Source organism: Streptomyces sp. NPDC013157, from assembly GCF_042899865.1.
Classification (GTDB): Bacteria; Actinomycetota; Actinomycetes; order Streptomycetales; family Streptomycetaceae; genus Streptomyces.
The window spans coordinates 233,902-259,106 of the sequence record NZ_JBIBAK010000018.1 but is presented as its reverse complement, the minus strand read 5'-3'; the positions used below and the strand labels follow the sequence as shown (position 1 = coordinate 259,106).

25 protein-coding genes are annotated in these 25,205 nt (G+C 71.6%); 11 read left to right on the top strand and 14 right to left on the bottom strand.

The annotated features are described in order from the left end of the window. Positions 1-216: 216 nt before the first annotated feature. From ACFY6U_RS41210 to ACFY6U_RS41180, 7 genes are all read right to left on the bottom strand, one after another. Positions 217-1,809, bottom strand: coding sequence for a dipeptide ABC transporter ATP-binding protein (locus tag ACFY6U_RS41210; RefSeq protein ID WP_390046731.1), 1,593 nt, complete (start codon positions 1,807-1,809; stop codon positions 217-219). Then, positions 1,806-2,804 (bottom strand): ABC transporter permease, encoded by a 999-nt coding sequence (locus ACFY6U_RS41205; RefSeq protein ID WP_390046730.1) that lies wholly within the window; start codon positions 2,802-2,804, stop codon positions 1,806-1,808. Before ACFY6U_RS41205 ends, ACFY6U_RS41210 begins: the two co-directional genes overlap by 4 nt. Further along, entirely contained in the window at positions 2,801-3,844 is a 1,044-nt protein-coding gene (locus ACFY6U_RS41200; RefSeq protein WP_390046728.1) for an ABC transporter permease, read from the bottom strand. The genes ACFY6U_RS41205 and ACFY6U_RS41200 overlap by 4 nt, the downstream gene beginning before the upstream one ends. Positions 3,845-3,848: 4 nt before the next feature. After that, positions 3,849-5,567, bottom strand: coding sequence for an ABC transporter substrate-binding protein (locus tag ACFY6U_RS41195; RefSeq protein WP_390046727.1), 1,719 nt, complete (start codon positions 5,565-5,567; stop codon positions 3,849-3,851). A 166-nt stretch (positions 5,568-5,733) separates the two neighbouring features. Beyond that, entirely contained in the window at positions 5,734-5,826 is a 93-nt protein-coding gene (locus ACFY6U_RS41190) for an Ms4533A family Cys-rich leader peptide (protein WP_351321593.1), read from the bottom strand. A 56-nt stretch (positions 5,827-5,882) separates the two neighbouring features. Further along, the gene (locus ACFY6U_RS41185; protein ID WP_390046725.1) at positions 5,883-7,376 is read right to left on the bottom strand and encodes a DUF3152 domain-containing protein; all 1,494 of its coding nucleotides are present in this window, start codon (positions 7,374-7,376) and stop codon (positions 5,883-5,885) included. A 7-nt stretch (positions 7,377-7,383) separates the two neighbouring features. Next, positions 7,384-8,403: an alpha/beta fold hydrolase gene (locus tag ACFY6U_RS41180; RefSeq protein ID WP_390046723.1), complete on the bottom strand. Its 1,020-nt coding sequence runs from the start codon at positions 8,401-8,403 to the stop codon at positions 7,384-7,386. A gap of 254 nt (positions 8,404-8,657) precedes the next feature. Between ACFY6U_RS41180 and ACFY6U_RS41175 the strand changes: the two genes are divergently transcribed. The 4 genes from ACFY6U_RS41175 (at position 8,658) to ACFY6U_RS41160 (ending at position 10,604) form a co-directional block, all read left to right on the top strand. Then, positions 8,658-8,882, top strand: coding sequence for a hypothetical protein (locus tag ACFY6U_RS41175; RefSeq protein WP_390046721.1), 225 nt, complete (start codon positions 8,658-8,660; stop codon positions 8,880-8,882). A 177-nt stretch (positions 8,883-9,059) separates the two neighbouring features. Beyond that, positions 9,060-9,704: a TetR/AcrR family transcriptional regulator gene (locus ACFY6U_RS41170; RefSeq protein WP_351489710.1), complete on the top strand. Its 645-nt coding sequence runs from the start codon at positions 9,060-9,062 to the stop codon at positions 9,702-9,704. A gap of 225 nt (positions 9,705-9,929) precedes the next feature. Continuing rightward, a complete protein-coding gene (locus ACFY6U_RS41165) occupies positions 9,930-10,157 on the top strand; it encodes a DUF3107 domain-containing protein (protein ID WP_046730492.1) in 228 nt (75 codons plus the stop codon). Between the two features lie 174 nt (positions 10,158-10,331). Then, positions 10,332-10,604: a hypothetical protein gene (locus ACFY6U_RS41160; RefSeq protein WP_390046793.1), complete on the top strand. Its 273-nt coding sequence runs from the start codon at positions 10,332-10,334 to the stop codon at positions 10,602-10,604. A gap of 110 nt (positions 10,605-10,714) precedes the next feature. Here ACFY6U_RS41160 and ACFY6U_RS41155 read toward each other — a convergent pair whose 3' ends face one another. Next, complete coding sequence (locus tag ACFY6U_RS41155; protein ID WP_390046719.1) at positions 10,715-11,461, bottom strand: ferritin-like fold-containing protein; 747 nt, start codon at positions 11,459-11,461, stop codon at positions 10,715-10,717. A 561-nt stretch (positions 11,462-12,022) separates the two neighbouring features. Here ACFY6U_RS41155 and ACFY6U_RS41150 point away from each other — a divergent pair. Next, the gene (locus ACFY6U_RS41150; protein ID WP_390046717.1) at positions 12,023-14,641 is read left to right on the top strand and encodes a DEAD/DEAH box helicase; all 2,619 of its coding nucleotides are present in this window, start codon (positions 12,023-12,025) and stop codon (positions 14,639-14,641) included. Between the two features lie 137 nt (positions 14,642-14,778). Beyond that, positions 14,779-15,681 carry an alpha/beta fold hydrolase gene (locus ACFY6U_RS41145; RefSeq protein ID WP_390046715.1) on the top strand — a complete coding sequence of 301 codons (903 nt, stop codon included), beginning with the start codon at positions 14,779-14,781 and terminating at the stop codon, positions 15,679-15,681. On the opposite strand, the gene ACFY6U_RS41140 is transcribed toward ACFY6U_RS41145, so the two are convergent. Continuing rightward, entirely contained in the window at positions 15,678-16,580 is a 903-nt protein-coding gene (locus ACFY6U_RS41140) for an NYN domain-containing protein (RefSeq protein WP_390046791.1), read from the bottom strand. The two genes, ACFY6U_RS41145 and ACFY6U_RS41140, sit on opposite strands and share 4 nt — an antisense overlap. A 161-nt stretch (positions 16,581-16,741) precedes the next feature. On the opposite strand from ACFY6U_RS41140, the gene ACFY6U_RS41135 reads away from it, so the two are divergent. Beyond that, the gene (locus tag ACFY6U_RS41135) at positions 16,742-16,894 is read left to right on the top strand and encodes a hypothetical protein (protein ID WP_089098921.1); all 153 of its coding nucleotides are present in this window, start codon (positions 16,742-16,744) and stop codon (positions 16,892-16,894) included. A gap of 128 nt (positions 16,895-17,022) precedes the next feature. Here ACFY6U_RS41135 and ACFY6U_RS41130 read toward each other — a convergent pair whose 3' ends face one another. From ACFY6U_RS41130 to ACFY6U_RS41115, 4 genes are all read right to left on the bottom strand, one after another. Next, complete coding sequence (locus ACFY6U_RS41130; protein ID WP_390046713.1) at positions 17,023-17,628, bottom strand: MarC family protein; 606 nt, start codon at positions 17,626-17,628, stop codon at positions 17,023-17,025. Between the two features lie 54 nt (positions 17,629-17,682). Continuing rightward, a complete protein-coding gene (locus tag ACFY6U_RS41125) occupies positions 17,683-18,540 on the bottom strand; it encodes a PHP domain-containing protein (RefSeq protein ID WP_390046711.1) in 858 nt (285 codons plus the stop codon). 200 nt (positions 18,541-18,740) lie between these two features. Next, positions 18,741-19,382 (bottom strand): DUF6758 family protein, encoded by a 642-nt coding sequence (locus ACFY6U_RS41120; RefSeq protein WP_351501098.1) that lies wholly within the window; start codon positions 19,380-19,382, stop codon positions 18,741-18,743. A gap of 186 nt (positions 19,383-19,568) precedes the next feature. After that, positions 19,569-20,165, bottom strand: a complete 597-nt coding sequence (locus tag ACFY6U_RS41115; RefSeq protein ID WP_388907070.1) for a suppressor of fused domain protein — start codon at positions 20,163-20,165, stop codon at positions 19,569-19,571. A gap of 487 nt (positions 20,166-20,652) precedes the next feature. Between ACFY6U_RS41115 and ACFY6U_RS41110 the strand changes: the two genes are divergently transcribed. Together ACFY6U_RS41110 and ACFY6U_RS41105 are read left to right on the top strand one after the other, a co-directional pair. Beyond that, the gene (locus ACFY6U_RS41110) at positions 20,653-21,783 is read left to right on the top strand and encodes a magnesium and cobalt transport protein CorA (protein WP_390046708.1); all 1,131 of its coding nucleotides are present in this window, start codon (positions 20,653-20,655) and stop codon (positions 21,781-21,783) included. 10 nt (positions 21,784-21,793) lie between these two features. Then, positions 21,794-22,351 carry a hypothetical protein gene (locus ACFY6U_RS41105; protein ID WP_390046706.1) on the top strand — a complete coding sequence of 186 codons (558 nt, stop codon included), beginning with the start codon at positions 21,794-21,796 and terminating at the stop codon, positions 22,349-22,351. A gap of 4 nt (positions 22,352-22,355) precedes the next feature. Here ACFY6U_RS41105 and ACFY6U_RS41100 read toward each other — a convergent pair whose 3' ends face one another. Further along, positions 22,356-23,081, bottom strand: a complete 726-nt coding sequence (locus ACFY6U_RS41100) for a hypothetical protein (protein WP_390046704.1) — start codon at positions 23,079-23,081, stop codon at positions 22,356-22,358. 199 nt (positions 23,082-23,280) lie between these two features. Here ACFY6U_RS41100 and ACFY6U_RS41095 point away from each other — a divergent pair, with 199 nt between their 5' ends. After that, on the top strand, positions 23,281-24,603 hold the full coding sequence (locus tag ACFY6U_RS41095; RefSeq protein ID WP_390046702.1) for a magnesium transporter MgtE N-terminal domain-containing protein: 1,323 nt from the start codon (positions 23,281-23,283) through the stop codon (positions 24,601-24,603). Further along, positions 24,593-25,189: a DUF1003 domain-containing protein gene (locus ACFY6U_RS41090; RefSeq protein ID WP_390046700.1), complete on the top strand. Its 597-nt coding sequence runs from the start codon at positions 24,593-24,595 to the stop codon at positions 25,187-25,189. Before ACFY6U_RS41095 ends, ACFY6U_RS41090 begins: the two co-directional genes overlap by 11 nt. Positions 25,190-25,205: the final 16 nt, after the last annotated feature.

The window sequence follows — 25,205 nt, the reverse complement described above, 5'->3', positions numbered from 1 at the left end:
GATCGATCTCCCGTATGGGGAGCCACCGTGGCTCGGCGGCTCGCAGCGGGACGAAGGTATGCGGACAAGACGGTGGCGCGACGGACGGTTGTCCATCGCGCCACCAAAAGGGGTGAACGGTCGTAACTTTCCCGTGCGGGTCGCGTTTGGTCGCGCTAGGCGACCGATCTGCGGCGGAACGTCACGTTCGGGTTCACGTCCAGATCTGCGGAAACGTCACGCCGCCGCCAGTTCCCGGCGCGCCGCCCGCCGCCGGGCCGCGGCCTCGGGGTCGAGGGCGGGCACGGCGGCCAGCAGCTGCCTTGTGTACGGGTCCTGGGGGTTGTCGTAGACCTCGTCGGCGGGCCCGGTCTCGACGATCCGGCCGCGGCGCATGACCGCGACCCGGTCGCTGACCTGGCGCACGACGGCGAGGTCGTGGGCGACGAAGACGAGCGCGAGTCCGAGTTCGCGCTGGAGTTCGCCGAGCAGGGCGACGACCTGGGCCTGGGTGGTGACGTCCAGCGCGGAGACCGGCTCGTCGCAGACGATGACCCGCGGGTCGGCCGCGAGCGCCCGCGCGATGCCCACGCGCTGGCGCTGACCGCCGCTAAACTCGTGCGGATAACGCTGGTAGTGCGCCCCTTCGAGCCCCACACGCTCCAGCAGTTCGATCACCCGCCCCCGGATGCGCCCCTCGTCCCGTTCGCCCCGCGCCCGCAGCGGGTCGGCGATGGACTCGCCGACGCTGCGCCGCGGGTTGAGGGAGGACACCGGGTCCTGGAAGACCATCTGGACGGCCGGGTTCACGCCCACGCGCGCGTGCCCGTCGTAACGGACCTCCCCCGCCGTCGGCTCCAGCAGCCCGACCAGCATCCGGCCGAGGGTGGTCTTGCCGCTGCCGCTCTCGCCGACGACGCCGAGGGTCTCGCCCCGGTGCACGGTCAGGTTGACGTCGTCCACGGCGGCGAACGCCCGCTTCCCGCGCCCGAACTCGCGGCGCAGACCTGCTGCCTCCAGGACGACCTCCTCGGACGCCTGTGAGGGCGCGCGCACCGCGTCCACGCGCGGGACGGCGGAGAGCAGTTCCCGGGTGTACGGCTCGGCGGGCGAGCCGAGCACGGCGGCGACCGGACCCTGCTCGACCATGCGCCCGTGCCGCATGACGAGCACCTGGTCGACGCTCTCGGCGGCGACGCCCACGTCGTGGGTGACGAGCAGCAGGCCCATGCCGGTCTCCTCGCGCAGGGTGTGCAGCAGGTCGAGGATCTGGGCCTGGACGGTCACGTCGAGAGCGGTGGTGGGCTCGTCCGCGATGAGCAGCTCGGGCTCGCAGGCGAGCGCCATGGCGATCAGCGCGCGCTGGCGCATGCCGCCGCTGAACTCGTGCGGGCGGGACCGGGACCGGCGCGGGGCGTCCGGGATGCCGACCCGGTCGAGCACCTCCACCGCACGCGCGCGTGCGGATCGCCGTGACGCGCGCGTGTGCACGCGGTACACCTCGGCGATCTGGTCGCCTATCGCGTAGTACGGGTCGAGGGACGACAGCGGGTCCTGGAAGACCATCGCCGCCTTCGCACCGCGCAGCTTGCGCAGTTCGCCGTCGGAGGCGGCCTGTACGTCGGTACCGGCGACCTCGATCGAGCCGCCGAGCCGCGCTCCCGTGCCGTGGTGCAGGCCCAGCAGGGCCGAAGCGACCGTGGACTTGCCGGAGCCGGACTCGCCGACCAGGGCGAGGGCGGCGCCGCGCTCCAGGGTGAACGACAGCCCGTCCACGGCCCGCAGGTCGCCGAACTCGACGGTCAGATCAGTGACTTGGACGAGACTCACGTCAGTACCACCCGTCGGTCGGCCACCGCGTACAGCACGTCCGCGACGGCGTTGGCGAGCACCACGAAGAAGCCGACGACGAGGACCATGCCGACGACGACGGGCAGGTCGACCACGCTGACGGCGTGGACGAGCTCCTGGCCGAGGCCGGGCAGGCCGAACAGCGTCTCGGTGAGCACGGCTCCGCCGACGGCCGAGCCGAAGTTGTTGGCGTTCAGCGCGATGACCGGCGCGAGCGCCCCGCGCAGGGCGTGCCGCCCGACGATCGACCGCTCACCGACGCCGTACGCGCGGAAGGTGCGGATGTGGTCCTCGGCGAGGGTCTCCAGCATCGACGCCCGGGTCATCCGGGCGAACGCGGCGGACTCGATGAGGGCGAGGGAGAGCCAGGGCAGCAGCAGGTTCCACGCCCACTGTTCGGGGTCGTCGGTGAACTTCACGTACTGCGGGAAGGGCAGCAGCTGCAGTTCGCCGCAGACGACGATCATCAGGACCAGGCCGATGACGAAAACCGGCGTGGCCCAGCCCGCGAGCGTCAGGCCGGTCAGCACCCGCTCGGTGAGCCGGCCGCGCCGCCAGACGGAGAGCACGCCCGTGCCGACGCCCAGGAGCAGCCACAGCACCATCGCGCCGAACACCAGCGAGAGGCTGACCGGGAGCCTGGTCAGGATGATGCTCAGGACCTGCTGGTCGGTCTGGTAGGAGAGGCCGAGGCAGGGCGCGGAGCAGTGTTCCACGGAGGTGCCGGTGGAGTAGTCCTGGCCGACGGCCAGGCCCTCCAGGAAGTGCCAGTAGCGCACGTACAGGGGGTCGTCGAGGTGCAGTTGCTGGGCCACCTGGTGCACCTGCTCCGGGGAGCAGCGCGGGCCGCAGGTGATCTGGGCGACGTTGCCCGGGGTGACGTAGAAGACGACGTAGACGATCACCGAGATGGCGAGCAGGGTCGCCAGGGTGCCGATGGTGCGGCGGAGCAGGAAGCCGCCGAAGCCGTTCACGCGGACTCCTCCTTCGCCGACGCCGTCGCCGTCGCCGTCGCCGTCGCGTTCGCCGTCGTCCCGGCCGCGCGCCTGCGACCGGTGCCGACGCCGAGCCGGGAGGCGGCGCGCGGGTCCAGGGCGGTGCGGACGCCGTCGCCGAGGACGGTCATCGCGAGGACGGTCACGAACAGCGCGCCGGCCGGCAGCAGCAGGTACTGCGGGGCCGCCTGGTACCAGACGTCGGCGGCGGTGAGCATCTGGCCCCAGGAGGGCGTCGGCGGCTTCACGCCGACGCCGAGGAAGGACAGGGCCGCCTCGGCGCTGATGTTGACCGGGATGAGGATCGAGGCGTACGTGATGACCGGCGCGGCCAGGCCGGGCAGCAGCTCGCGGCGGGCGATGCGCCAGGCACCCCAGCCGCTGAGCCGTGCGGCGGCGACGTAGTCGAGCCCCTTCAGGGTGAGCGTCTGGGCGCGCACGATCTTCGCGATGGTGCCCCAGGAGATGAGCCCGATGACGAGGGTGACCAGGACGGGCCGGGGGAAGCTCTGCGGCACGATCGCGAGCAGCGCCAGCGACATGACCATCAGGGGCAGCGCGACGAAGATGTCCGTGATCCGGCTCAGCAGTTGATCAACCCATCCACCGCCGAGCGCGGCCGCCACGCCGACGACCAGCCCGAGGAGGACCTGGATCACGGTCGCCGCGAACGCGACGCCCAGGGACACCCGCGCCCCGTACACCAGCCGTGCGAACAGGTCCCGCCCGGTCTGCGGCTCCACGCCCAGCCAGTGGTCGGCGGAGATGCCGCCGAGGGAGCCGATCGGCACGCCGCCGCGCGCGGAGTCGATGAGGGAGGGGTGGTAGGTGGTCGGGTCCTGGCCCTCCAGTGCGGTGAGCAGCGGCGCGGCGAGCGCGACCAGGACGAGCAGCGCGACGACGCCCGCCGCGACCGCGGCGGCCCGCTGCGTACGCAGCCGCCGCCAGAACTGACGAGCCCCCGAAGCCCCCGAAGCGGACGCCTCGGGGGCCTGGGTGGCGACAAGTGCCTCGCTCACGGTGCTACTTCACCGCGACCTGGGAGATGTCCAGGACGCCGGTCCAGTCGCTGATCACGACGTTCTTGATGTCCTTGCCGACGAGCCGCTTGTAGACGGGGTGGAACAGCGGGACGGTCAGCGCCTGCGTGCCGATCTTCTTGTCCAGTGCACCCCACCGCTTGGCGGCCGCGTCAAGATCGGTCAACTTGTTGATCGCGTCAATCTCGGCGTTGACCGAAGCATCGTTGAGCTGGGAAGCGTTGAAGTTCGCGCCGTCCTTGACGATCTGCCGGCCGTCGAAGATCGGGGCGAGGAAGGGACCGCCGGAGGGCCAGTCGGCACCCCACGCGGCGAGGAAGAAGCCCGGCTCGGTCTTCACGCTGTGGACCGTGTCGGAGTAGTTGTTGTCCTCCAGGCCCTGGAGCTTGACCGTGATGCCGGCCTTCTTGAGGGCGTCCTGGATCGCGGTCGCGATCTCGGGGCTCGTCTTGAAGTTGTCGGCGTTGTCGTGGGTCAGCGTGACGGTGAGCCCGTTCGGATAACCCGCCTCCTTCAGCAGCTCCTTGGCCTTGGCCGCGTTGCCGGTGTCGCCCGCCGGGAAGAGGTCGTACGGCGTGTAGCCGAAGGACTTCTGGTCGGGGAGGAAGGTGGTCGCGGGCTCGGCGAGGGCGCTGCCGCCCGCCGCGTTGATCACGGACGACCGGTCGACGGCGTACGAGATCGCCTGCCGCACCTTGGGGTTGTCGAACGGCTTGACCTTCGGGTTGAACGCTATGTAGTTCGTGTAGCCGAAGTGCCCGGTGCCGACGCGAGCGGCGAGTTCCTTGTCCCCGGTGACCTTGGCGAGTTCGGCCGGACCGAGGTTGGTGTCCGTCGTCACGGCGGCCGCGTCCGTCCCCTGGGACGCCGACAGCCGCTGGTTGATCACGGACGAGTCGAGCCCGGACTGCACGTCGATCTTGTCCGGGTACGCCTTGCGCTGGTCGTCGACGGCCGCGGACCAGTACGTGTTCCGCTCAAGCACCAGGTGCTCGCCGTCGTTCTCGTTCTTCACGACCTTGTAGGGGCCGGACGAGACCGGGTGCTCCTCGTACTTGGTGCCCGTGTCCTTGGCCTGCGGGACCGGCGTGAACTGCGTCTGCGTGGCCAGGAACGGGAACTCGCCCTCGGGCTTGTTCAGGTGGAAGACGATCGTCCGGCTGTCCGGCGTCTCGATCGCCGAGAGTCCCTTCTTGTCCTTGTACGGCCCCTGGTAGTCGGCCGCGCCGACCAGCCAGTCCCGCAGGTAGGGCGCACCGCCGGAGAGCTCGGGGGCGAAGGAGCGCTCGATGCCGTACTTGATGTCGGCGGACGTGATCGCGGTGCCGTCCTCGTACTTGAGGCCCGTCTTCAGCGTGTACGTCCACACGGTCGCGTTCTTGCTGGGGCGTCCGGTGTCGGTGGCCAGGTCGGGGACGACCTTGGTGCCGGCGGCGCCGTCCGCGCGGTTGCGGGTGGTGAGCGTACGGAAGACCAGGGAGGGCACGTTGCCGCCGCCGGAGGTGTACAGGCGGGCCGGGTCGAAGTCCGTCTGGGGGTCGGAGTTCAGGACGGTCAGCGTGCCGCCCTTGTGCGGCGTGGAGTCGCCACTGGAGCCGTTGGCATCGTTGTCCTTCGGCCCGCAGGCGGCGGCGCCCGCTGCCACGACCAGGGCAAGCGAAACGTACGCCGCACGGGCGCTGGTTAGGGACGGATGACGCATCGGAATGACGACCTCTCGGAAGGCGAGTCTCGATGGGCGAGACAGATTGACGAGGAGTGAGACGAAAGTGAACAGACGTCTGCCCGGGCGTCAGGTCGTCGAAAGAGCCGTGACCCAGGTCACGGCAAGAGCGAAAAGTCGCGACGCGAACGCCAGAAGGCAGGCGTCAGCGACAGTGGATGTCGGCCACGCAGAGCGCGGTCACGCCGATGAGCGCCAGCTCGATGGCGGCGCGCGCGGAGGCGTGAAGGGACGACATGCCCAGAAATATGTACGAACTTTCTGCGCATGTCAATGTGATGTATGAGCCACCTGTCAACTCTTGGGATAGGGCCAGGGGTTGGGCAGGCAGTGGATTCCGTCGTGGTCGAGGAACTTGGTCTGCTGCTGCATGACCGGCGCCAGCTCACCGTCCTTGTCGCAGGTCACATGGCCGTAGCCAAGCCGGTGGCCGACCTCGTGGTTGATCAGCATCTGCCGGTAGGCGTGGATCTTGTCGCCGTACGTCTTGCTGCCCTGGGCCCACCTGTACGCGTTGATCATGACGCGTTCTGTGGAGGCCGAGTCGCAGGACACGTTGTCCTCGGTCGTGTCGAGGCCGGACTTGGCGCACCACTTGGCGGTGGTGCCGGGGCTGGCGAGCGTGATCACGAAGTCGGGCTTGCCGGTGGACACGCGCGCGAAGGTTCGGGCGCCGTCGTGGGCCCAGCTCCGGTCGTCGTTGAGCGTCTTCTGCACGGCCTCGGCGAACAGTTTCCCGTCCAGGCCCAGGCCCTGCTCCACGTCGACGCGGTAGGTGTACTTCCGCCCCTGGCCCGGCGCCTTCGCGCTCCCGGGCACGGTGCTGAACTTCCCGGACCCGGCCAGTTCGGCGCTGAGCGGGTACTTCTCGCCCATCGCCTGCTCGTACGACAGCGTCACCACGCCCGGCGAGGCGGAGGCCGACGCGGACGGCGTCGTACGGCTGTCCCCGCGCGAGGCGGCGCCGTCGGTGGCCCGCGTCCCGTCCGCGGCCGACTGCGACCGTGCGCCGTTGCCGTCCCGGCCGTCGATCACCTGCCCGGCGACGATCACCGCGAGCACGGTGGTGACGGCGGCGGCCGCGACACCCGCGAAGGCCCGGCTCTTGCCGCCCTTGGGCCGACCGGACTCGCCGGTGGGCGGCGCGTCGCTGTCGCCCGCACCGCCGTCGATGCCGGACGGGAGCGGGGACGTGTCCGGACCCGCGCCGGGCGGATACGTTTCCGCGCGCTGGGCGCCGATGCCGGGACGGGGCGTGAAGACGTCGGCGTCCTCGCCGAAGGCGTCGACGTAGTCCTGCCGCGGACCGCCGGGCGCCCTCCGCTGCCGCGGTATCGACACACCGGTCGCCCCGAAGGCGGCACCGGCAGGCCCGGAAGCGGCACCGGCAGGCCCGGAAACGGCACCGGCGGACCCTGAAGCGGCACCGCCGGGCCCGGAGGGAGCACCGGCCGCCCCGCCCAACCGACCCCAGCCACCGCCCGCTTCACGCTGCTGCGGGTGACCGCCACGGACGCGGGGGACGCCATGCGCCGGGGTTCCGTCGGCGAACCGCGGCACACCCCGAGCAGGTGTGCCGTCGGGCAGCCGCGGGACGCCCTGCGCGGGCGTACCGTCCGCGAACCGCGGCGCCCCGCCCACGGGTGTCCCGTCGGCCGGACGCGGCACCGCAGGCCCCGCGGAACCGCGCTCGCCGTCTCCCGGGCCCTGTTTCCGGGCCCCGCGCACGTTCGCTATGTCCGCCGCGTCATCCTTGGGTGCCGGCCCGCGGCGGCTGTGGCGTCCCACTCGCCCCTCAGCTCCCCGCGCCCGGCGCGGCCGGACCGCCGCCGACGGCCCCGGAAGCCGGTCCGTCGCCCAGCCTGTCGGCGGAGGCGAGGAGTTCACGGAACGCCCCGGCCACCGCCCCCGGGTACTCCATCATCGCCACGTGCCCGGCGTCCGGCATGGAGAGCAGCCGGGAGTGGCGGAAGCTGCGCGCGGCCTTGTGGGCCATGCGGTAGCCGACGAGCTGGTCGCGGCCGCCGTAGATCAGCAGGGTCGGGGCGAGGACGCGCTCGGCCTGGCGCCAGAGCCCGTGCTGGCCGCCCAGCGTGTACGCGTTGACGATCCCGCGCGCCGACCGCGCCATCGCGTCCCAGAAGTACGGCAGCCGCAGCCGCCGTTCCAGCTCCTCCACCGCGTGCTCGAACGCCTCCGGTGTCACTCGGCTGGGGTCGCCGTAGCAGAGGGCCAGCACGCCCCGTACCCGCTGCTCGGCGGTCCACTTGCCGGTCGTACGGGTGAGGAGCCCGGCGATGCCGGGGAGGCCGAGCAGGACCGTCGGCATCGCGGTGCGCTGTACGCGCAGCTCGGGCAGGGCCGGCGAGACGAGCGTGAGGGTACGGACGAGGTCCGGGCGGACGGCGGCGACGCGGGTGGAGACCGCGCCGCCGAGGGAGTTGCCGAAGAGGTGGACCGGACCGCGGCCGGCCGCGTCGAGATATCGGATGACCGCGCGCGCGTGCCCGGTGACGGAGTAGTCGCCGTCGTCCGGCGGCGGCGAGTCGCCGAAGCCCGGCAGGTCCACCGCCTCGCCGTCCACGACCCCTTCGAGCTGCTCCATCAGCTGCGACCAGTTCTGCGAGGAGCCGCCGAGCCCGTGGATGTACAGCGCGGGCGGCAGCCCCTCGCGCGCGGGCGGCCGCGCACGGACCGAGAGGGTGACGCCGGGCAGTCGGACCGACCGCAGTCGCTCGCCCTCCGCAACTCTGACTGCCGCCGCCTCGGGGAGCACGCTGGTGGGCGGCACGGAGGGCAGTTCGGTCGAAGACATGGGCCAATGTTACGAGACGATCACACAGTGGTTCGTGTGTTCGCCGTCACAGAGCCACCCGGCGAGCTGCCCCCGGACCGCACACGAGTCGCACACGAGTCGCGCAAGGCTCGGGGTGAAGGGCCCACTGCCATACGGAGCGAACGGCCGCTGATGGCATAGCGTCCGCATCCGGTGTCTCCTACGCTCGTAAACAGGGCACCCGTTTGTGGCCCCTGCTTCCGCCAGGGATCTTCCGAGGAAGGGAGCCCACCATGGCCCATGACCCCACCGACCCCGACGTGCTCGACGATCTGGAGGCGGAGGACGCCCCGGAGATCGATGTCGAGGCCCCTGAGAGCGACGCAGCCGAGCAGCACACGGACGTCACGCCGTCCCACGACGACCCGCTCACCGGCGTGGAGCCGGACCGCGCGAACGAGGCCGATCTCATCGAACAGGCGCGGGTGGTCTCCATCGACGAGGAGGAGTACCGCTGACCGCGACCGGCTGCGGCGGGCCCACCTGGGCTGTCCGCATGTCCCGGTATTTCCCGGTGCGGCTTTCGCCGTCGTCCGGTACGTGAAATTCTGCGCTCGCACCGCGCACAGCACGGTTACCGAAAAGTACGATGGCCGCGCGGAGCGATCCGCACGTGGACGACATTGGGAGGCGGCGTGACAGCCATCGAGCAGACAGAGGCGGCACGCCCGCGGGGCACTCGCCTGCCGCGCCGTGCCCGACGGAACCAGCTGCTGGGCGCCGCCCAGGAAGTATTCGTCGCACAGGGGTACCACGCAGCCGCGATGGACGACATCGCCGAACGCGCCGGGGTCAGCAAGCCGGTGCTCTACCAGCACTTCCCGGGCAAGCTCGATCTCTACCTGGCCCTGCTGGACCAGCACTGCGAGGCCCTGATCCAGGCGGTGCGCGGCGCGCTCGCGTCGACGACCGACAACAAGCAGCGGGTCCGGGCGACCATGGACGCGTACTTCGCGTACGTCGAGGACGACGGCGGGGCCTTCCGCCTGGTCTTCGAGTCCGACCTGACGAACGAGCCCGCGGTACGCGAACGCGTCGACAAGGTCACCACCGAGTGCGCCGAGGCGATCTGCGAGGTCATCGCCGAGGACACCGGTCTGCCGCGCGCCGAGTCGATGCTGCTCGCCTCCGGCCTCGGCGGTCTCGCCCAGGTGGTGGCCCGTTCCTGGCTGCACAGCGACCGCACCGTCCCGCGCGACCAGGCGGTCCAGCTGCTGACCTCGCTGGCCTGGCGGGGCATCGCGGGTTTCCCGATGCACGGCATCGACGCGCACCACTGACACGCCCCTGACGCCGCCGCCGACACCGTTGCCGACAGCACCGCTGACACCGTTGCCGACAGAACGGCTGTCAGCGCTGCCGACGGCACCGCCGGGAGGAATTCCCGTTCGCTGTTCGCTCCTGGCGTGGACGTGCGCAGCGTGTACGTCCCCTCACCGGGCTAATGTGTGCTGCGTACGGCGCGGAAGGTCGCGCACTTCACTGACCGTCGGAGGGACATAGCCGTGGAGGTCAAGATCGGCGTGCAGCACGCGCCCCGCGAGATCGTTCTGGAGAGCGGTCTGAACGCCGAGGAGGTCGAGCGCCTCGTCGCCGACGCGCTGGCCGGCAAGTCACAGGTGCTGTCCCTGGAGGACGAGCGCGGCCGCAAGGTCCTGGTCCCGACGGACCGCCTGGCGTACATCGAGCTCGGCGAGCCGACGGTGCGCAAGGTCGGCTTCAGCGCGGTCTGACCGCAGCAGCACGGAGGGGCCGGGCGGACGTGTGTCCGCCCGGCCCCTCCGTCATGTCCGCCTTCCACACACGGCCCACAAGTCGTCCACAGAGGAGGATTGCATTCCGCAGGTCACGGGTATGACGGGCTACGACCGTGAAGCGCCGGCCGGCCGTGGGAGGGACCCCTCGTGATGCTCCTGGAAGTCCTTGGATCCGCCCTGCTCGGCCTGGCCCTGTCGTGGGCCGCGACCAGTCGGCTGTCCCACCGGCTCCCGGCCCGTCCCCTGGTGTTCTGCACGGGTGTCGCGGGAGCCCTCTTCGGCGACTTCGTCACGCACAGCGCGCTCGGCCCCGGCACGGTCCTGGTCAGTCTTCTGGGCGCGGCGATCGTCTCGGCGGCGTCCCTGTCGCTACTGCTCCGCCCGGCGGGCCGCCACCTGCGCCGACGATCGATCCCGGCCTAGCGCCCCTTCGGGGCGCTGGGGGTACCCCCAGCCTTCGGCTGGGGGAGGAACTGCGCGACCAGCCCCACCGGCCAAGGCCGCGCAACCCCGGAACCGCCCCCCGCGGAGCGCTACGCCGCCAGCCCCAGCGCAGCCATCCGCTTCGTGTGCGCCTCGGTGATCCGCGAGAACATCCGCCCCACCTCGGCGAGGTCGAACCCGTCGGCCACGCCCCCGACCAGCATGGTCGACAGTGCGTCCCGGTCGGCGACCACCCGCTGGGACTGCGACAGCGCCTCCCCCATCAACCGCCGTGCCCACAGGGCCAGTCGGCCCCCCACTCGCGGGTCGACGTCGATCGCCGCGCGCACCTTCTCCACCGCGAACCCGGCGTGCCCGGTGTCGTCGAGGACGGCCAGCACCAGTTCGCGGGTGTCGGAGTCGAGGCGGGCCGCGACCTCCCGGTAGAAGTCACTGGCGATCGAGTCGCCGACGTACGCCTTGACCAGGCCCTCCAGCCAGTCGGACGGCGCCGTCTGCCGGTGGAAGCCGTCGAGGGCCGCGACGAACGGCTCCATCGCCTGCGTGGCGTCCTCGCCGATCTCCGTCAGCCGGTCACGCAGCCGCTCGAAGTGGTGGAACTCGGCCGACGCCATCTTCGCCAGCTCGGCCTTGTCCCCCAGCGAGGGTGCCAGCTTGGCGTCCTCCGCGAGCCGCTCGAACGCCGCGAGCTCGCCGTACGCGAGGGCACCGAGCAGGTCCACGACCGCGGCACGGTAGTGCGGGTCGGCGGCCGCCTGCGCCCAGTCCTGGGCGGCGACACCGGTCGGTTCGGCGGAGGCGGTCTCAGGCTTGTCAGAGCTCGTCATGAAGCGCACAATAGCCCGCCCGCGACCCCGGGGAAGCCCTGGGGAAGCTCCGGGCCAGACCCGGAAAGTCCCACGGGACCCTGAGAAGTCCCGGGGAAGCCCCTGGTCAACCACTGTGACTACCACGACGTGACCAAATCGGCCATCGCATGTGCACGATTCCGGGGTATGGTGGTAATGCGCCTGCTGGTACGCCGTCGATTTCCGACGTACCTCGACAGGCCGCACGTATGAGGATGCCCGGTCGGTGGCCCGATCGGCTCCGACCCGACAGCCCTCCCGTGTCGTACGGCACTGTGCGTACGACGACCGGAGGGACACACCCTCAGCGGTACGAGCGCTAGAGCGTCGGCAGAGGTCCCGTGCACTACGGCGTGCCCCCCACGGCCCGCCCGTAAGGCAGCCGACGTCCCCGGCACGGTCCGTCAAAGACCCCCGCGCTCGCCTCGCGCCGCGCCACACAGAAGAGGCAGCACCCTGACTACGACGTTTCGTGAGCTCGGAATCCTTCCCGAGACCGCCGAGGCCCTGGAAGCCGTCGGCATCATCAACCCCTTCCCCATCCAGGAGATGACGCTCCCGGTCGCCCTGTCCGGCACCGACGTCATCGGCCAGGCCAAGACCGGCACCGGCAAGACCCTCGGTTTCGGTCTGCCGCTCCTGGAGCGCGTCACCGTCCCCGCCGACGTGGAGGCCGGCCGCGCCGCCCCCGAGGCCCTCACCGACGCCCCGCAGGCGCTCGTCGTCGTCCCCACGCGCGAGCTCTGCACCCAGGTCACCAACGACCTCCTGACCGCCGGCAAGGTCCGTAACGTACGCGTGATGGCGATCTACGGCGGCCGGGCCTACGAGCCGCAGGTCGAGGCCCTGAAGAAGGGCGTCGACGTGGTCGTCGGCACCCCGGGCCGCCTGCTCGACCTCGCCGGGCAGAAGAAACTCGACCTCAAGCACATCAAGTCGCTCGTCCTCGACGAGGCCGACGAGATGCTCGACCTGGGCTTCCTGCCGGACGTCGAGAAGATCATCGACATGCTTCCGGCGAAGCGCCAGACCATGCTGTTCTCGGCGACCATGCCGGGCGCGGTCATCGGCCTCGCGCGCCGGTACATGAGCCAGCCCACCCACATCCGCGCCACCGCGCCGGACGACGAGGGCGCGACCGTCGCGAACATCGCGCAGTTCGTCTACCGCGCGCACTCCATGGACAAGCCGGAGATGATCGCGCGCATACTGCAGGCCGAGGGCCGCGGGCTCGCGATGATCTTCTGCCGCACCAAGCGCACCGCCGCCGACATCGCCGAGCAGCTCCAGCGCCGCGGCTTCGCCTCCGGCGCCGTCCACGGCGACCTGGGCCAGGGCGCCCGCGAGCAGGCGCTGCGCGCGTTCCGCAACGGCAAGGTGGACGTCCTCGTCTGCACCGACGTCGCCGCGCGCGGCATCGACGTCGAGGGCGTGACGCACGTCATCAACTACCAGTCCCCCGAGGACGAGAAGACGTACCTGCACCGGGTCGGCCGTACCGGCCGCGCGGGCGCCTCGGGTACGGCGATCACGTTCGTCGACTGGGACGACATCCCGCGCTGGCAGCTCATCAACAAGGCGCTGGAGCTGAAGTTCCACGACCCGGTGGAGACGTACTCGACCTCCCCGCACTTCTTCGAGGACCTGAAGATCCCCGCGGGCACCAAGGGTGTCCTGCCGCGCTCGGAGCGCACCCGCGCCGGGCTCGACGCGGAGGAGCTGGAGGACCTGGGCGAGACCGGTGGCCGCGGAGGCCGCGGTCGCGGTGGCCGGGGCGGCCGGAGCGAGGCGCGCGGCGAGGCGCGCGGCGAGGCGCGCGGCGAGGCTCGTACCGAGGAGCGCGAGCGCCCGGCCCGCACCCCGCGCCGTCGCCGTCGCACGCGCGGCGGTTCGGCCCTGGACCAGACGTCCGGTACGGCGTCCACGGCGCCGTCCGCCGAGGCCGCGCCGCCCGCCTCCGCCGACGACGTCCTCGCGGCGTCGGAGCCGACGGGCACCCGGACCCCGCGCCGCCGTCGCCGTACCCGCAACGGGGCGTCGCAGGAGCCGGTGGCGGCCGCCGCCCCGGTGACCGTGACGCCGGAGGCCGTCGTCGAGACGGTCGAGGCCGTCGTGGAGCCGGCCGCGGCGGAGAAGCCGCGCCGCCGTCGCACCCGCCGGTCCGCGGAGGCCGCGCCGGTGGCGGAGGCGACGACGCCGGTGGCGACCGAGGCACCGGTGGTGACCGAGGCACCGGTGGCCGAAGAGGCCCCGGCGGCCCCCGTACGCCGCCGCACCCGCAAGACGGCCGAGGCACCCGAGGTGGCAGCCGTCGAGGCGGTCGTCGAGGCGATCGAGGCCGTGGTGGAGCCGAAGCCGCGCCGGACCCGGAAGACGGCAGCTGCCGCCGCCGAGGCCGCGGTGGACACCGCGGAGGCCGTCGAGGCCACGCCGCGCCGCCGTGCGCGTAAGGCCGCCGAGCCCGTGACCGAGGTCGCGCAGGCTCCGGCGGAGGCCGTCGAGGCCCCGGTGGCCCCGGCCCGGCGCCGTACCCGCAAGGCCGCGGAGCCGGTCGAGCCTGCGGTGGCCGCCGAGGCGGAGGCCGAGGCCGCGCCCAAGCCGCGCCGGACCCGGAAGACGGCAGCTGCCGCCGCCGAGGCCGCTGTGGACACCGCCGAGGCCACCGAGGCCAAGCCCCGCCGCACCCGCAAGACGGCGGCGGCAGCCACCCCGGAGACGGCCGAGGCCGAAGCCGCGCCCAAGCCGCGCCGAACCCGGAAGACGGCCGCGGCCGCCGAAGCCGCGGTGGACACCGCCGAGGCCGTCGAGGCCACGCCGCGCCGCACCCGCAAGGCGACGGCGACCGCCGCCGAGACGGAGACGGTCGAGGCGGCGGCAGTCGCCGAGGCGAAGCCCCGTCGGACCCGCAAGACGGCAGCCGCCGCCCCGGAGACCGCCGAGGCGGAGGCGGCGCCCAAGCCGCGCCGCACCCGCAAGACGGCAGCCGCCGCCACCGCGGAGATCCCGGCGCAGGCCACCGAGGAGCCGGAGGCGAAGCCGAGGCGGCGCGCCACCCGCAAGGCGGCCGAGTCCGCCGAGACCGCCGGATCCGTCGAGGCGGCCGACGCGGAGGCGAAGCCGAAGGCCCGCCGGACCCGCAAGGCGACCGCCGCGGCCCCGGAGGCCTGAGCACGCGCGTGACGACGGCCCGGACCACCCCGTGTGGTCCGGGCCGTCGGCGTCTCCGCAACGCCGGGCGGTGCCCGGTGCCGGGATTCGCCCACCGGCTCCCGGCCGGTCACCCCGCTCCGGATACCCTCTCCCCCATGAGCAGGCCTCGTACCTTCGTCCCGCCCGCCGGTGCCCGTGCGTACGCGCTCGCCACCGATCGGGGGGAGTTCGCCGTCGTCGACGCGCCCGTGGCCGCCGGGGTCGAACCCAGGGGGGTCGCGGTGCTGCTGCCCGGGTTCACCGGGAGCAAGGAGGACTTCAACCGGCTGCACGAGGCACTGGGGCGGCGCGGGTACCGGACGGTCGCCGTGGACGGGCGCGGGCAGTTCGAGTCGGACGGGCCGGCGGACGACGAATCGGCGTACGCCCAGGAGGAGCTGGCGCGGGACGTGCTCGCGCAGGCAGCGGCGGTCGGCGCGGGCCGGCCGGTGCATCTGCTGGGGCACTCGCTCGGCGGGCAGATCGCCCGCGCGGCCGTGCTCCTCGACCACACGCCGTTCCGCTCGCTGACCCTGATGGCCTCGGGTCCGGCGCAGATCTCCTCCTCCCAGCAGCAGCGCGTGAAGCTCCTGCGGGACGCGCTCGCCGTGATGTCGATGGCCGAGGTGTGGGAGGCCATGCAGGCCATGGAGGCACCGGAGGAGCTGGAGGAACCGGACGCGCCCGAGGAGGGCCTGGAGGACGGCGAGGATCTGCGGCGCCGCTGGCTGGGCAACAAGCCGGCCCAACTGCTCGCCACCGGCCGCCAGTTGTGCACCGAGCCGGACCGCGTCGCGGAACTCGCCACCGTACCGCTGCCCTTCCACGTCCTGTCGGGCGCGCGGGACGACACCTGGCCGGTACCGCTGCTGGACGACATGGCGCTGCGGCTGCGGGCGCGCCGGACGGTGATCGAGGGGGCGGAGCACTCGCCCAACACCGAGCGGTCTGCCGCCACCGCCGAGGCGCTCGCGGACTTCTGGGACGGCGCCGGCCCCCCGGGCCGGGACGAGGGCTAGTACTGCGTCCGGATGTGCTCCCAGAAGCCGTCCCGCAGGGCGCGGCGCAGGTCGGCCTGGCCGCGCAGGGAGTACTGGAGCATCCCCTCGGCCTCGACGAGGAGGTCCTGGTCCACGGAGCCCGGCAGGTAGGGGTGGCCGGGCAGCAGTTCGACGAGCGCCTCACGGCCTCGCGAGGAGAGCCACTTCGCGGCGATCTGCGCGCCGATGAACCGGACGTCCTCGCGGGTGGGTCTGGTCGCGCCCGCCTCATAGGCGGGCGCGGCGCGTCTGGAGACGTACGGCTTGAAGAACTCGAGGTCGAGGGTGCGCTGGCTGTCGACCTCCCAGAGCAGCGGCTCGGCCTGGTTGCGGCCCTCGGGGGCCTCGATGCCCCACAGGTGGACGCGGGCGCCGTACCCCTGGGCGGCCTCGACCGCGGAGACCAGGTCCTCGTCGCCGCCGAGCAGGGCCGCGTCGCTGATGGCGCGGTGCCGGGCCAGTGACTCCAGGTCCGTGCGGATCAGGGAGTCCACGCCCTTCTGCTGGTTGTTGGCGTTGAGGTTGCCGAGGCGGACCTTGACGTCGGGGAGTTCGGCGATGCCCTGCTGCTCCGCGGTGTGGATGCGACGGCGGGCGCCGTCGTACCAGTAGACGCGCAGCAGCCGGCTGTCAGCGAAGATCTGGCGCGCCTTGTCGATGAGCGCTTCGATCAGTCCTTCGGCGTCGAGGTCGAAGGCGCGGCGGTCCTCCGTCCCGGCGACGAGCCGGCCCGTGGCCGCGTAGAGGTAGCCCGCGTCCACGAAGATGGCGTGCGTCGAGGGCGTCTTGGCCACTTCGGCGAGCATGCGGGTGAGCAGCTCGTTCGTGCGGTCGATACGGGCCTGGAGGGCGGCGAGGTCGTCGTTCATCACCTCCATTGTCCCGGCGGTCACGCTGCGAACACAACCGGTCCCGGTCAGTCTCCCGCACACTCTTACCCGTCAGTAATTAGACGTTCGAAAAATTTCTTTAGCGTAGGGAATGTTTGTAACACGCAAGCCGTTGACTGCTACGGAACAGGACGACGAAGGGAGAGGCCATGCGCTTCGAAATCATGCGACTCGACGAGGTCGACGGCACCACCGTGGACAGCACTGTCGTGGACGCCGCCTCCGTCAGCAGGATCGTTCAGCAGGCCGCCGCCGTGGGGCAGCGCCTGTGGATCCGACCGGCCGAGACCCAGGCTTCGTAACAGACGACGCGACAACGACAGACGAGAACAGCCACACCGACGACACGCGGAGCACCGCACAGTCTTCAGAGCCCCCGTACGGCACACGCCGTACGGGGGCTCTGCGTTTGCAGGGCTGCTGCGCCGCACTACGCGCCCTTGATCACCTGGGTGACACCGTTGATGATCTGCTGCACGGCGATCGCCGAGAGCATCATGCCCGCGAGCCGCGTCACCAGGACCACACCGCCGTCCTTGATGACCCGGATGATCAGCAGCGAGTACCGCATCACCAGCCAGAGCACGGCATGGATGGCGAGGATGGCGGCCCACACGGACACCTGCATGGCCACGCTGTCGGCCTTCTGCACGGCGAGGATGACCGACACGATGGCACCGGGGCCGGCCAGCAGCGGCATGCCCAGCGGCACCAGCGCCACGTTGACGTCCTTGGTCTGCTTCGGCTCGTCGTTCTTGCCGGTGAGCAGGTCCAGGGCGATGAGCAGGAGCAGCAGGCCGCCCGCGATCATCAGCGCGGGCACGGAGACGTGCAGGTAGTCCAGGATCTGGTGCCCCAGCAGCCCGAAGACCGTGATCACACCGCCCGCCACGCACACGGCCTGGAAGGCCATCCGCTTCTGCACCTTGCCGGGCCGGCCGGCGGTGAGGGCGAGGAAGATCGGGGTGATCCCCGGGGGATCCATGATGACGAAGAGGGTCAGGAAGAGAGAGCCGAAGACGGCGAGATCGAACATGGGGGTGCTACAGGCCTTGCGGGAGGAGGGTCTTGGACGGGCGAGGGCCGGGCCTCAGGCTCCGCCGGTCCCCGGGACGGGAAACGCACCGGTCGCCCGGCGGGTGATCTCGCCGTACACCTCGGGGTCGGTGGTGTACTCGCCCAGCGTCACCGTCTTGCGGCTGCCGTGGTAGTCGGACGACCCCGTGACCAGCAGCCCCAGCTCCCCGGCGAGCCCCCGCAGCCGTGCGCGGGTGTCCTCGTCGTGGTCCATGTGGTCGACCTCGATGCCGTCGAGACCGGCCGCGGCCATCTCGGCGATCGCCGACTCGGGGACCGTACGTCCGCGCTTGGCGGCGGCAGGGTGCGCGAACACGCACACTCCGCCGGCGCCCTTGACCAGCCGGATCGCCTCGAAGGGGTCGGTCTCGTGCTTCTCCACGAAGGCCCGGCCGCCGTCGGCCAGCCACTCCTCGGTGAAGGCGTCGCTCACGGTCGGCACGACGCCGAGCTCGACGAGCGCGGAGGCGACGTGCGGCCGCCCGACCGAACCGTCCCCGGCGATCCGCTTCACCTGCTCCCAGGTGACCGGCACGCCCAGCGCGTTCAGCTTGGCGATCATGCCCTGCGCGCGCGGCACCCGGTCGTCCCGGACCAGCTCGCGCTCGGCGAGCAGATCGGGCTCCTCGGGGTCGAAGAGGTAGGCCAGCATGTGCATGGAGACGCCGTCGACACGGCAGGACAGCTCGGCCCCGGTGACCAGGGTGAGCCCCTCGGGCAGCGCGGCGATGGCCTCGGCGTACCCGCGGGTGGTGTCGTGATCGGTCAGTGCGACGACGTCAAGACCGGCAGCGGCAGCGTTGCGCACCAGCTCGGCCGGGGTGTCCGTACCGTCGGAGGCGGTGGAGTGGCAGTGCAGATCGATGCGCACGACACAGACTCCAGCGGGACGGTACGGATGGGACGCGTCAAGGATAGCGGCCGGTGGCGGGTGCCCTGTCACACCCGCAACCTGTGAGCACCCTTTACCTGCCCTACCCAGGGGCGCTGGGGGTACCCCCGGCCGAAGGCTGGGGAGGATCTGCGCGACAAGCCACAACGGCGCCGCAGCCGCCCACGTACGGCACCCGCCTAGGGCTCCAGCAACCGCGGCGACAACGCCCCGCACGGCACCAGGTCCACCTCGGCCCCCGCGTCCCGTAGATCGGTCAGCACCAGCTCGTCGTACATCAGCAGACCCGTCTGCTCGGGCCACACCACGGCCCACAGCCACAGCCCGCGGGCCTCGCCCGCGAAGACGGCCCGGTCGTCCGGCGCGCCGGTGACGTGCCACAACGGCGTCGGCCGCCCCGCCGCCAGCACCTTCGCCTGCGGCGGCTTCTCCACGTTCAGGTACGGCCCCGGATCCGGCCCGTCGATCCCCGCGTACCGGGCCCCGAGACCGACCCCCAGCTCCTCGGCGACCAGGATCATCTCCCCTATGCCGCCGAGCGGCGCGGGTCCGGAGCAGGCGACGGCGGTCGCGCGCCCCCCGCTGCGGTCGTCACCGGCACACGCCACACCCGTGAACAGCCATCCGACCGGCAGCGGCCAGGGCATCCACACCGGAACCTGGGTGCGGTGCACCACCACACCGAGGGCCTCGACGCTGGGCGGGATCACGGGCTGTACCGGATGCACGGTCCCGTGGACATCGCACTGCCAGGTGTCGGCGAAGAGTCCGGGAGCCCTGACCCGGCCACCACACTTCGGGCAACTGGGTTCGCCCCTCATAGAGCCCCACGGTCCTACCCAGGATCCCCCACGTCAAGGACGATCACCCGTCCAGCGCACGCGACCGTGTGGACGAGCGGCTCCCGCCGGGCGGCACGCCGCCGGCGACAGGATCACCCTGCCTGCCGGCCGGCTTGCCAACTGACCGACGGTGAATGCCGCTTGGTGAGCTTGCTCACCCCTGTGTCAGTCCAGCGGGACGGATTTCCGGTGCGGGTCCCGGAGATCGGCCCCGTTGGCGAGCCAGCGCTCCTGGAGGGCGCCGGCGCCGTGCACGCGCTTCCAGGCGGCCTCGTTCGGCGTCATCGGCAGCAGCGGCAGGAACCGTACGGGGTCGAGGGGCTCGTCCAGCTCCAGATCCTCGACGAGACCGCCCGGCTCGCCGACCAGGACGGAGGTGAAGGGCGCGCCCGGCCACAGCGGGTCACCCACGTCCAGCGACGCGCCGGGCGTCACGACCAGGCCCTCCACCTGCGGGGAAGCCGCGAGTACGGCGAGCGCGCGGAGCACCTTGTCGGTCTCGGCGAGCCCGGCCCGGACCGACAGGACCAGCTCGGCGCGCGGCCCCTTGACGGGGTCCGCGACCATCGCGGTGGGGTCGGTCATGGGGTGCGCGGACATGCCGAGCGTGGCGTAGCGGACGACGTTCTCGCCCTGGAGGTCCTCGTGGAAACGGAGCACCTCGATGCGGTCCGTACCGAGGAAGGTGACCGCCGCGCGCGCGTCCGGTTCGCCCAGTGCGGTGGTCAACCGGGCCTCGACCAGAGGAAGAACTTCAGCCATGTCGCGAGCATAGAACTCGTCAGTACCGGGCAAAGCGGCGCCTTGACACTGAGGGCTGCTGCTACTCTGACCGCGGTGGTTCGGGGCAGCACGCAGCGCGTCGCGGTCAGACCCCGACGCCGACAGGACTCCCTTACGAGGGACCGGCTGGAGGAGGTGGGGCTGTCATGGATCGAAGTCACCCGTGCAGTACCACTCGCTCTTCCGGCCTCTGAATCTCTTTCTCTGGCTGGCTGCCGCCTTTTCGTGCGCGTTGTCGTTCGGAAGAGCACTTCGTTTCGCTTGCCTGATCCCTCTGACCGGTCCGTTCCGGATCTGTCTGGATCCGTTCGTCCGATCTGAATCAGTAGCGAAGTCGCCACCGCAACGGTGCGGTGCTCCCCGCTTTGTGGACGTGCCAAACATCCGAAGCCAGGACGTCCTCATTCCGGGTAGTTCCACCCGTTCCTCGGCGGTCTTCCGCTGCCTGTCGCGAAGGAGCCTGCCCATGTCGATGATCCGCGACCTCCGAGCCGTGGTCCGCCCGTCCCGCCCCTCGCTGCGCAAGAGCCCGCGGCCGGAGAACGGCGCGTACGACACCACCCGCGACCCCGGTACGCCCTCGGCCGTCGTCGACTGCGCCGTCTACCGTGACGGCGCCCGCGTCGAGACCGGCAAGCCGCTGACCCCGCACGAGGCGATGCGGCTGGTGCGCCGCGACGGCGGGTTCGTCTGGATCGGCCTGCACGAGCCGACCGAGGCCGAATTCGCCGGCATCGCGAGCGAGTTCGGGCTCCACCCGCTGGCCGTGGAGGACGCCGTGCAGGCCCACCAGCGCCCGAAGCTGGAGCGGTACGACGACTCCCTCTTCACGGTCTTCAAGACCATCCACTACGTCGAGCACGACCAACTCACCGCCAACAGCGAGGTCGTGGAGACCGGCGAGGTCATGTGCTTCACCGGCCGGGACTTCTTCATCACCGTCCGGCACGGCGGGCAGGGCTCGCTGCGGGCGCTGCGGCACCGGCTCCAGGACGACCCCGAGCTGCTCGTCAAGGGCCCCTCGGCGGTGCTGCACGCCATCGCCGACCACGTCGTGGACGGTTACGTCGCCGTCGCCGACGCGGTGCAGGACGACATCGACGAGGTGGAGACGGAGGTCTTCACCCCGGGCCGCAGGGGCGGCGTCTCCCGCGGTGTCGACTCGGCGCGGATCTACCAGCTCAAGCGCGAGGTCCTGGAGTTCAAGCGCGCGGTCTCGCCCCTGCTGCGCCCCATGCAGCTGCTGAGCGAGCGGCCGATGCGGCTCGTCGACCCCGACATCCAGAAGTACTTCCGGGACGTCGCCGACCACCTCGCCCGCGTCCAGGAGCAGGTCGTCGGCTTCGACGAACTCCTCAACTCCATCCTCCAGGCCAATCTCGCCCAGGCGTCCGTCGCCCAGAACGAGGACATGCGCAAGATCACGTCCTGGGCCGCGATCATCGCCGTGCCGACGATGGTGTGCGGTGTGTACGGCATGAACTTCAAGTACATGCCGGAGCTGCACTGGCGGTACGGCTACCCGGTGATCATGGCCATCACCGGGGTGATCTGTCTCGGCATCCACCGCACGCTGAAGCGCAACGGCTGGCTCTAGGGTGGTCGCCATGACAAGCGAGCTGCTCGACCAGGCCCTCGTCGAGGAGGCCACGAAGAAGTCCGGCCTCATCTGGGTGCGGGGCGCCGGGGCGGCGACGGCGCGTGCGGTGTGGCACGCGTGGGCCGACGGGGGCGTGTGCCTGGTCGGCGACGGAGCCGAGCAGCCGTTGGGCGAGCTGGCCGACGGGGGGTCGGCGGAGGTGACCGTCCGCAGCAAGGACAAGGGGGGCCGGCTGGTCACCTGGACGGCGACGGTCACGGAACTCGCGGCCGGCACCCCGGAGTGGGACGCGGCGGTGGCGGAGCTGAAGGGCAAACGCCTCAACGCCCCCGACGGCGAGGCGATGACCGACCGCTGGGCGAGGGAGTGCAGGGTGCTGCGCCTGACCCCGACCGGGACGACATCGCCCCTGCCGGAGGGGAACCTGGCAGCGCCCCCGCTCTCCTCCCCCGCGACGACCCGGCGCCCGGTCCCGGCCGCCCTGCCACGGCTGCTTTCGAGGCGCCGGAAGTCCAAGCAGCCGACACCTGAGCCGGGTTCAGAGCCCGCCGCGGGGTCGCGGTGACCGGCTACGACGCCGGCAGCTGCTTGCCGTAGTCGACCGTCTCACCCTTCTCCGGTTCGACCACGCTGAGGTCCTTACCCCAGTCGGAGAAGGTGAGGGTGCCGGCGCCGCCGCCGCGTTCCAGCCGGAGGGGGTACGGCTTGCCGTCCAGGGAGACGTCGAGGGTGCCGCCGGAGCCGCCGTCGCCGGTGATGCGGATCGTACGGGTACCCGACTGCTCGTGGTGACCGGCCGTCGAGAGCGAGCCGTGCAGGGTCAGCAGGCCCGAGAGGAGGACGTCCTTGTCCGTGAAGCCGCTGAACTTCTTGTACGCGGGATCCGTCCGCGGCACCTTGACGTACTTGCCGTCGAGCTTGGTCGCCGCGGTCGTGTCGCTGCCGTCGGCGTGGTTCCAGAACTTGTCGTCGGCCTGCAGATACAGCGTGTCGCCGACCCTGAGGAGCTGGAACGTCGAGCCCTTCGAGGTGACGGACCCGGTCCCGCCGTCCTCGTTCAGGCGCATGTCCAGCTCGTACGTACGCCCGCTCGTGACCACCGTCCCCGCCATCCGCACCGTCGCCACGGACGATGCCGCCGCCCGCGTCTTCGACTGGATGACGTCCGGCGCCAGCTTGCCCACCCCGTTCGTGCCCGCATCCGGGTCTTCGCTGCATCCGGTGAGGACGGCCAGTGCGCACACGGCGGTGACCAGTGCGGCGTGGCGGGTACGGCCCGGAGCGATCGAGGTCACAGACAGGGCCACCTTTCTGAGCGGTCCGGCAGGGCGTACCGCAGCGTACCGGTGCCCCAGCCGCCCGGCGGAGCCGGTCCGTCCGGACCGCCCACCAGGGCGTATCCGATCGGTACGGGCTAGCCTGAAGCCCACCGAGCGGGCAGAAGGGACCGAAAACCACGCAAGCAGTACCCCGGTAGGTAAAGGAAGCAACCCCATGGCAGCCGGCGCTCCCCGCATCTTCGTCTCGCACCTCGCCGGTGTCCCCGCCTTCGATCCCGCCGGCGACCAGGTGGGCCGGGTCCGGGACCTCGTCGTCATGCTGCGCGTCGGCCGCCGCCCGCCCCGGCTGCTCGGCCTGGTCGTCGAACTGTCCACCCGGCGCCGCGTCTTCCTGCCCATGACCCGGGTGACCGGCATCGAGTCCGGCCAGGTCATCACCACCGGCGTCGTCAACGTCCGCCGCTTCGAGCAGCGTCCCACCGAACGCCTGGTCTTCGGCGAACTCCTCGACCGCCGCGTCCGGCTGGTCGACACCGGCGAGGAGGTCACCGTCCTCGACCTGGCCGTGCAGCAGCTGCCGGCCCGCCGGGACTGGGAGATCGACCGGGTCTTCGTCCGCAAGGGCCGCACGGGCGCCTTCCGGCGGGCCAGAGGAGAGACGCTCACCGTCGAGTGGTCGCAGGTCACCGGGTTCTCCCTGGAGGAGCACGGCCAGGGCGCCGAGAGCCTGCTCGCCACCTTCGAGCAGCTGCGCCCCGCCGACCTCGCCAACGTGCTGCACCACCTCTCCCCCAAACGCCGCGCCGAGGTGGCCGCGGCCCTCGACGACGACCGTCTGGCCGACGTACTCGAAGAGCTCCCCGAGGACGACCAGATCGAGATCCTCGGCAAGTTGAAGGAGGAGCGGGCCGCGGACGTCCTGGAGGCCATGGACCCGGACGACGCGGCCGACCTGCTCGCCGAGCTCCCCGAACCGGACAAGGAACGGCTGCTGAGCCTGATGCAGCCGGCGGACGCCGCCGAGATGCGGCGCCTGATGTCGTACGAGGAGCACACTGCGGGCGGTCTGATGACCACCGAGCCGATCGTCCTGCGACCCGACGCGACCGTCGCCGACGCCCTCGCCCGGGTCCGCAACCCCGACCTCTCCCCGGCCCTCGCCGCCCAGGTCTACGTCTGCCGGCCGCCCGACGAGACCCCCACCGGCAAGTACCTGGGCACCGTGCACTTCCAGCGGCTGCTGCGCGATCCCCCGTACACCCTGGTCAGTTCGCTGGTCGCCGACGACGACCTGCAACCCCTCGACCCCGACGCCACGCTCCCGGTCATCGCCGGGTTCTTCGCCACGTACGACATGGTCGCGGCGCCCGTGGTGGACGAAGCGGGGTCGCTCCTCGGCGCGGTGACCGTGGACGACGTCCTCGACCACATGCTGCCGGAGGACTGGCGGGAGACCGAGTTCCATCTGGACGAGGGGGACGAGGGAGACCAGAAGGAGCGGACGGCGGAGAAGGGGGCGGGGATCCATGGCGCCTGAGCGTGAAAGCAGCCGTGAGCGGACGCCGTCCGGCGCCACCGCCGCCGGCCGGTCGCGCGGTCACCGCCTGGACCAGCCGCGCGCGCCGCGGCGCAGGCTGCTGCCCGAGTGGGACCCGGAGGCCTTCGGACGGCTCTCCGAGCGCATCGCCCGCTTCCTGGGCACCGGGCGGTTCATCGTCTGGATGACGTTCGTGATCATCCTCTGGGTGCTGTGGAACATCGCGGCACCCGGACGGTTCCGCTTCGACGAGTACCCGTTCATCTTCCTGACCCTGGCCCTGTCCCTGCAGGCCTCCTACGCGGCCCCGCTGATCCTGCTCGCGCAGAACAGGCAGGACGACCGCGACCGGGTCAACCTCGAACAGGACCGCAAGCAGAACGAGCGGTCCATCGCCGACACCGAGTACCTCACCCGGGAGATCGCCGCCCTGCGCATGGGCCTGGGCGAGGTGGCGACCCGGGACTGGATCCGCTCCGAGCTCCAGGACCTGCTGAAGGATATGGACGAGCGGCGGGACGGGCATCACGAACATGCCGTATTCCCGGCAGAACGGTCGGCGAGGCGTGACGTAGACGACCGCTGAGGGGCGTTATAGGGCC

Excerpts from the sequence above, each read along its gene's own strand:
- ACFY6U_RS41190 (WP_351321593.1), bottom strand. The coding sequence starts at position 5,826 with ATGTCGTCCCTTCACGCCTCCGCGCGCGCCGCCATCGAGCTGGCGCTC.
- ACFY6U_RS41135 (WP_089098921.1), top strand. The coding sequence starts at position 16,742 with ATGCGCTTCGAAATCATGCGACTCGACGAGGTCGACGGCACCACCGTG.
- ACFY6U_RS41095 (WP_390046702.1), top strand. The coding sequence starts at position 23,281 with ATGGCAGCCGGCGCTCCCCGCATCTTCGTCTCGCACCTCGCCGGTGTC.
- ACFY6U_RS41180 (WP_390046723.1), bottom strand. The coding sequence starts at position 8,403 with ATGTCTTCGACCGAACTGCCCTCCGTGCCGCCCACCAGCGTGCTCCCC.
- ACFY6U_RS41195 (WP_390046727.1), bottom strand. The coding sequence starts at position 5,567 with ATGCGTCATCCGTCCCTAACCAGCGCCCGTGCGGCGTACGTTTCGCTT.
- ACFY6U_RS41110 (WP_390046708.1), top strand. The coding sequence starts at position 20,653 with ATGTCGATGATCCGCGACCTCCGAGCCGTGGTCCGCCCGTCCCGCCCC.
- ACFY6U_RS41090 (WP_390046700.1), top strand. The coding sequence starts at position 24,593 with ATGGCGCCTGAGCGTGAAAGCAGCCGTGAGCGGACGCCGTCCGGCGCC.
- ACFY6U_RS41105 (WP_390046706.1), top strand. The coding sequence starts at position 21,794 with ATGACAAGCGAGCTGCTCGACCAGGCCCTCGTCGAGGAGGCCACGAAG.
- ACFY6U_RS41175 (WP_390046721.1), top strand. The coding sequence starts at position 8,658 with ATGGCCCATGACCCCACCGACCCCGACGTGCTCGACGATCTGGAGGCG.
- ACFY6U_RS41140 (WP_390046791.1), bottom strand. The coding sequence starts at position 16,580 with ATGGAGGTGATGAACGACGACCTCGCCGCCCTCCAGGCCCGTATCGAC.
- ACFY6U_RS41120 (WP_351501098.1), bottom strand. The coding sequence starts at position 19,382 with ATGAGGGGCGAACCCAGTTGCCCGAAGTGTGGTGGCCGGGTCAGGGCT.
- ACFY6U_RS41150 (WP_390046717.1), top strand. The coding sequence starts at position 12,023 with ATGACGCTCCCGGTCGCCCTGTCCGGCACCGACGTCATCGGCCAGGCC.
- ACFY6U_RS41160 (WP_390046793.1), top strand. The coding sequence starts at position 10,332 with ATGCTCCTGGAAGTCCTTGGATCCGCCCTGCTCGGCCTGGCCCTGTCG.
- ACFY6U_RS41145 (WP_390046715.1), top strand. The coding sequence starts at position 14,779 with ATGAGCAGGCCTCGTACCTTCGTCCCGCCCGCCGGTGCCCGTGCGTAC.
- ACFY6U_RS41130 (WP_390046713.1), bottom strand. The coding sequence starts at position 17,628 with ATGTTCGATCTCGCCGTCTTCGGCTCTCTCTTCCTGACCCTCTTCGTC.
- ACFY6U_RS41115 (WP_388907070.1), bottom strand. The coding sequence starts at position 20,165 with ATGGCTGAAGTTCTTCCTCTGGTCGAGGCCCGGTTGACCACCGCACTG.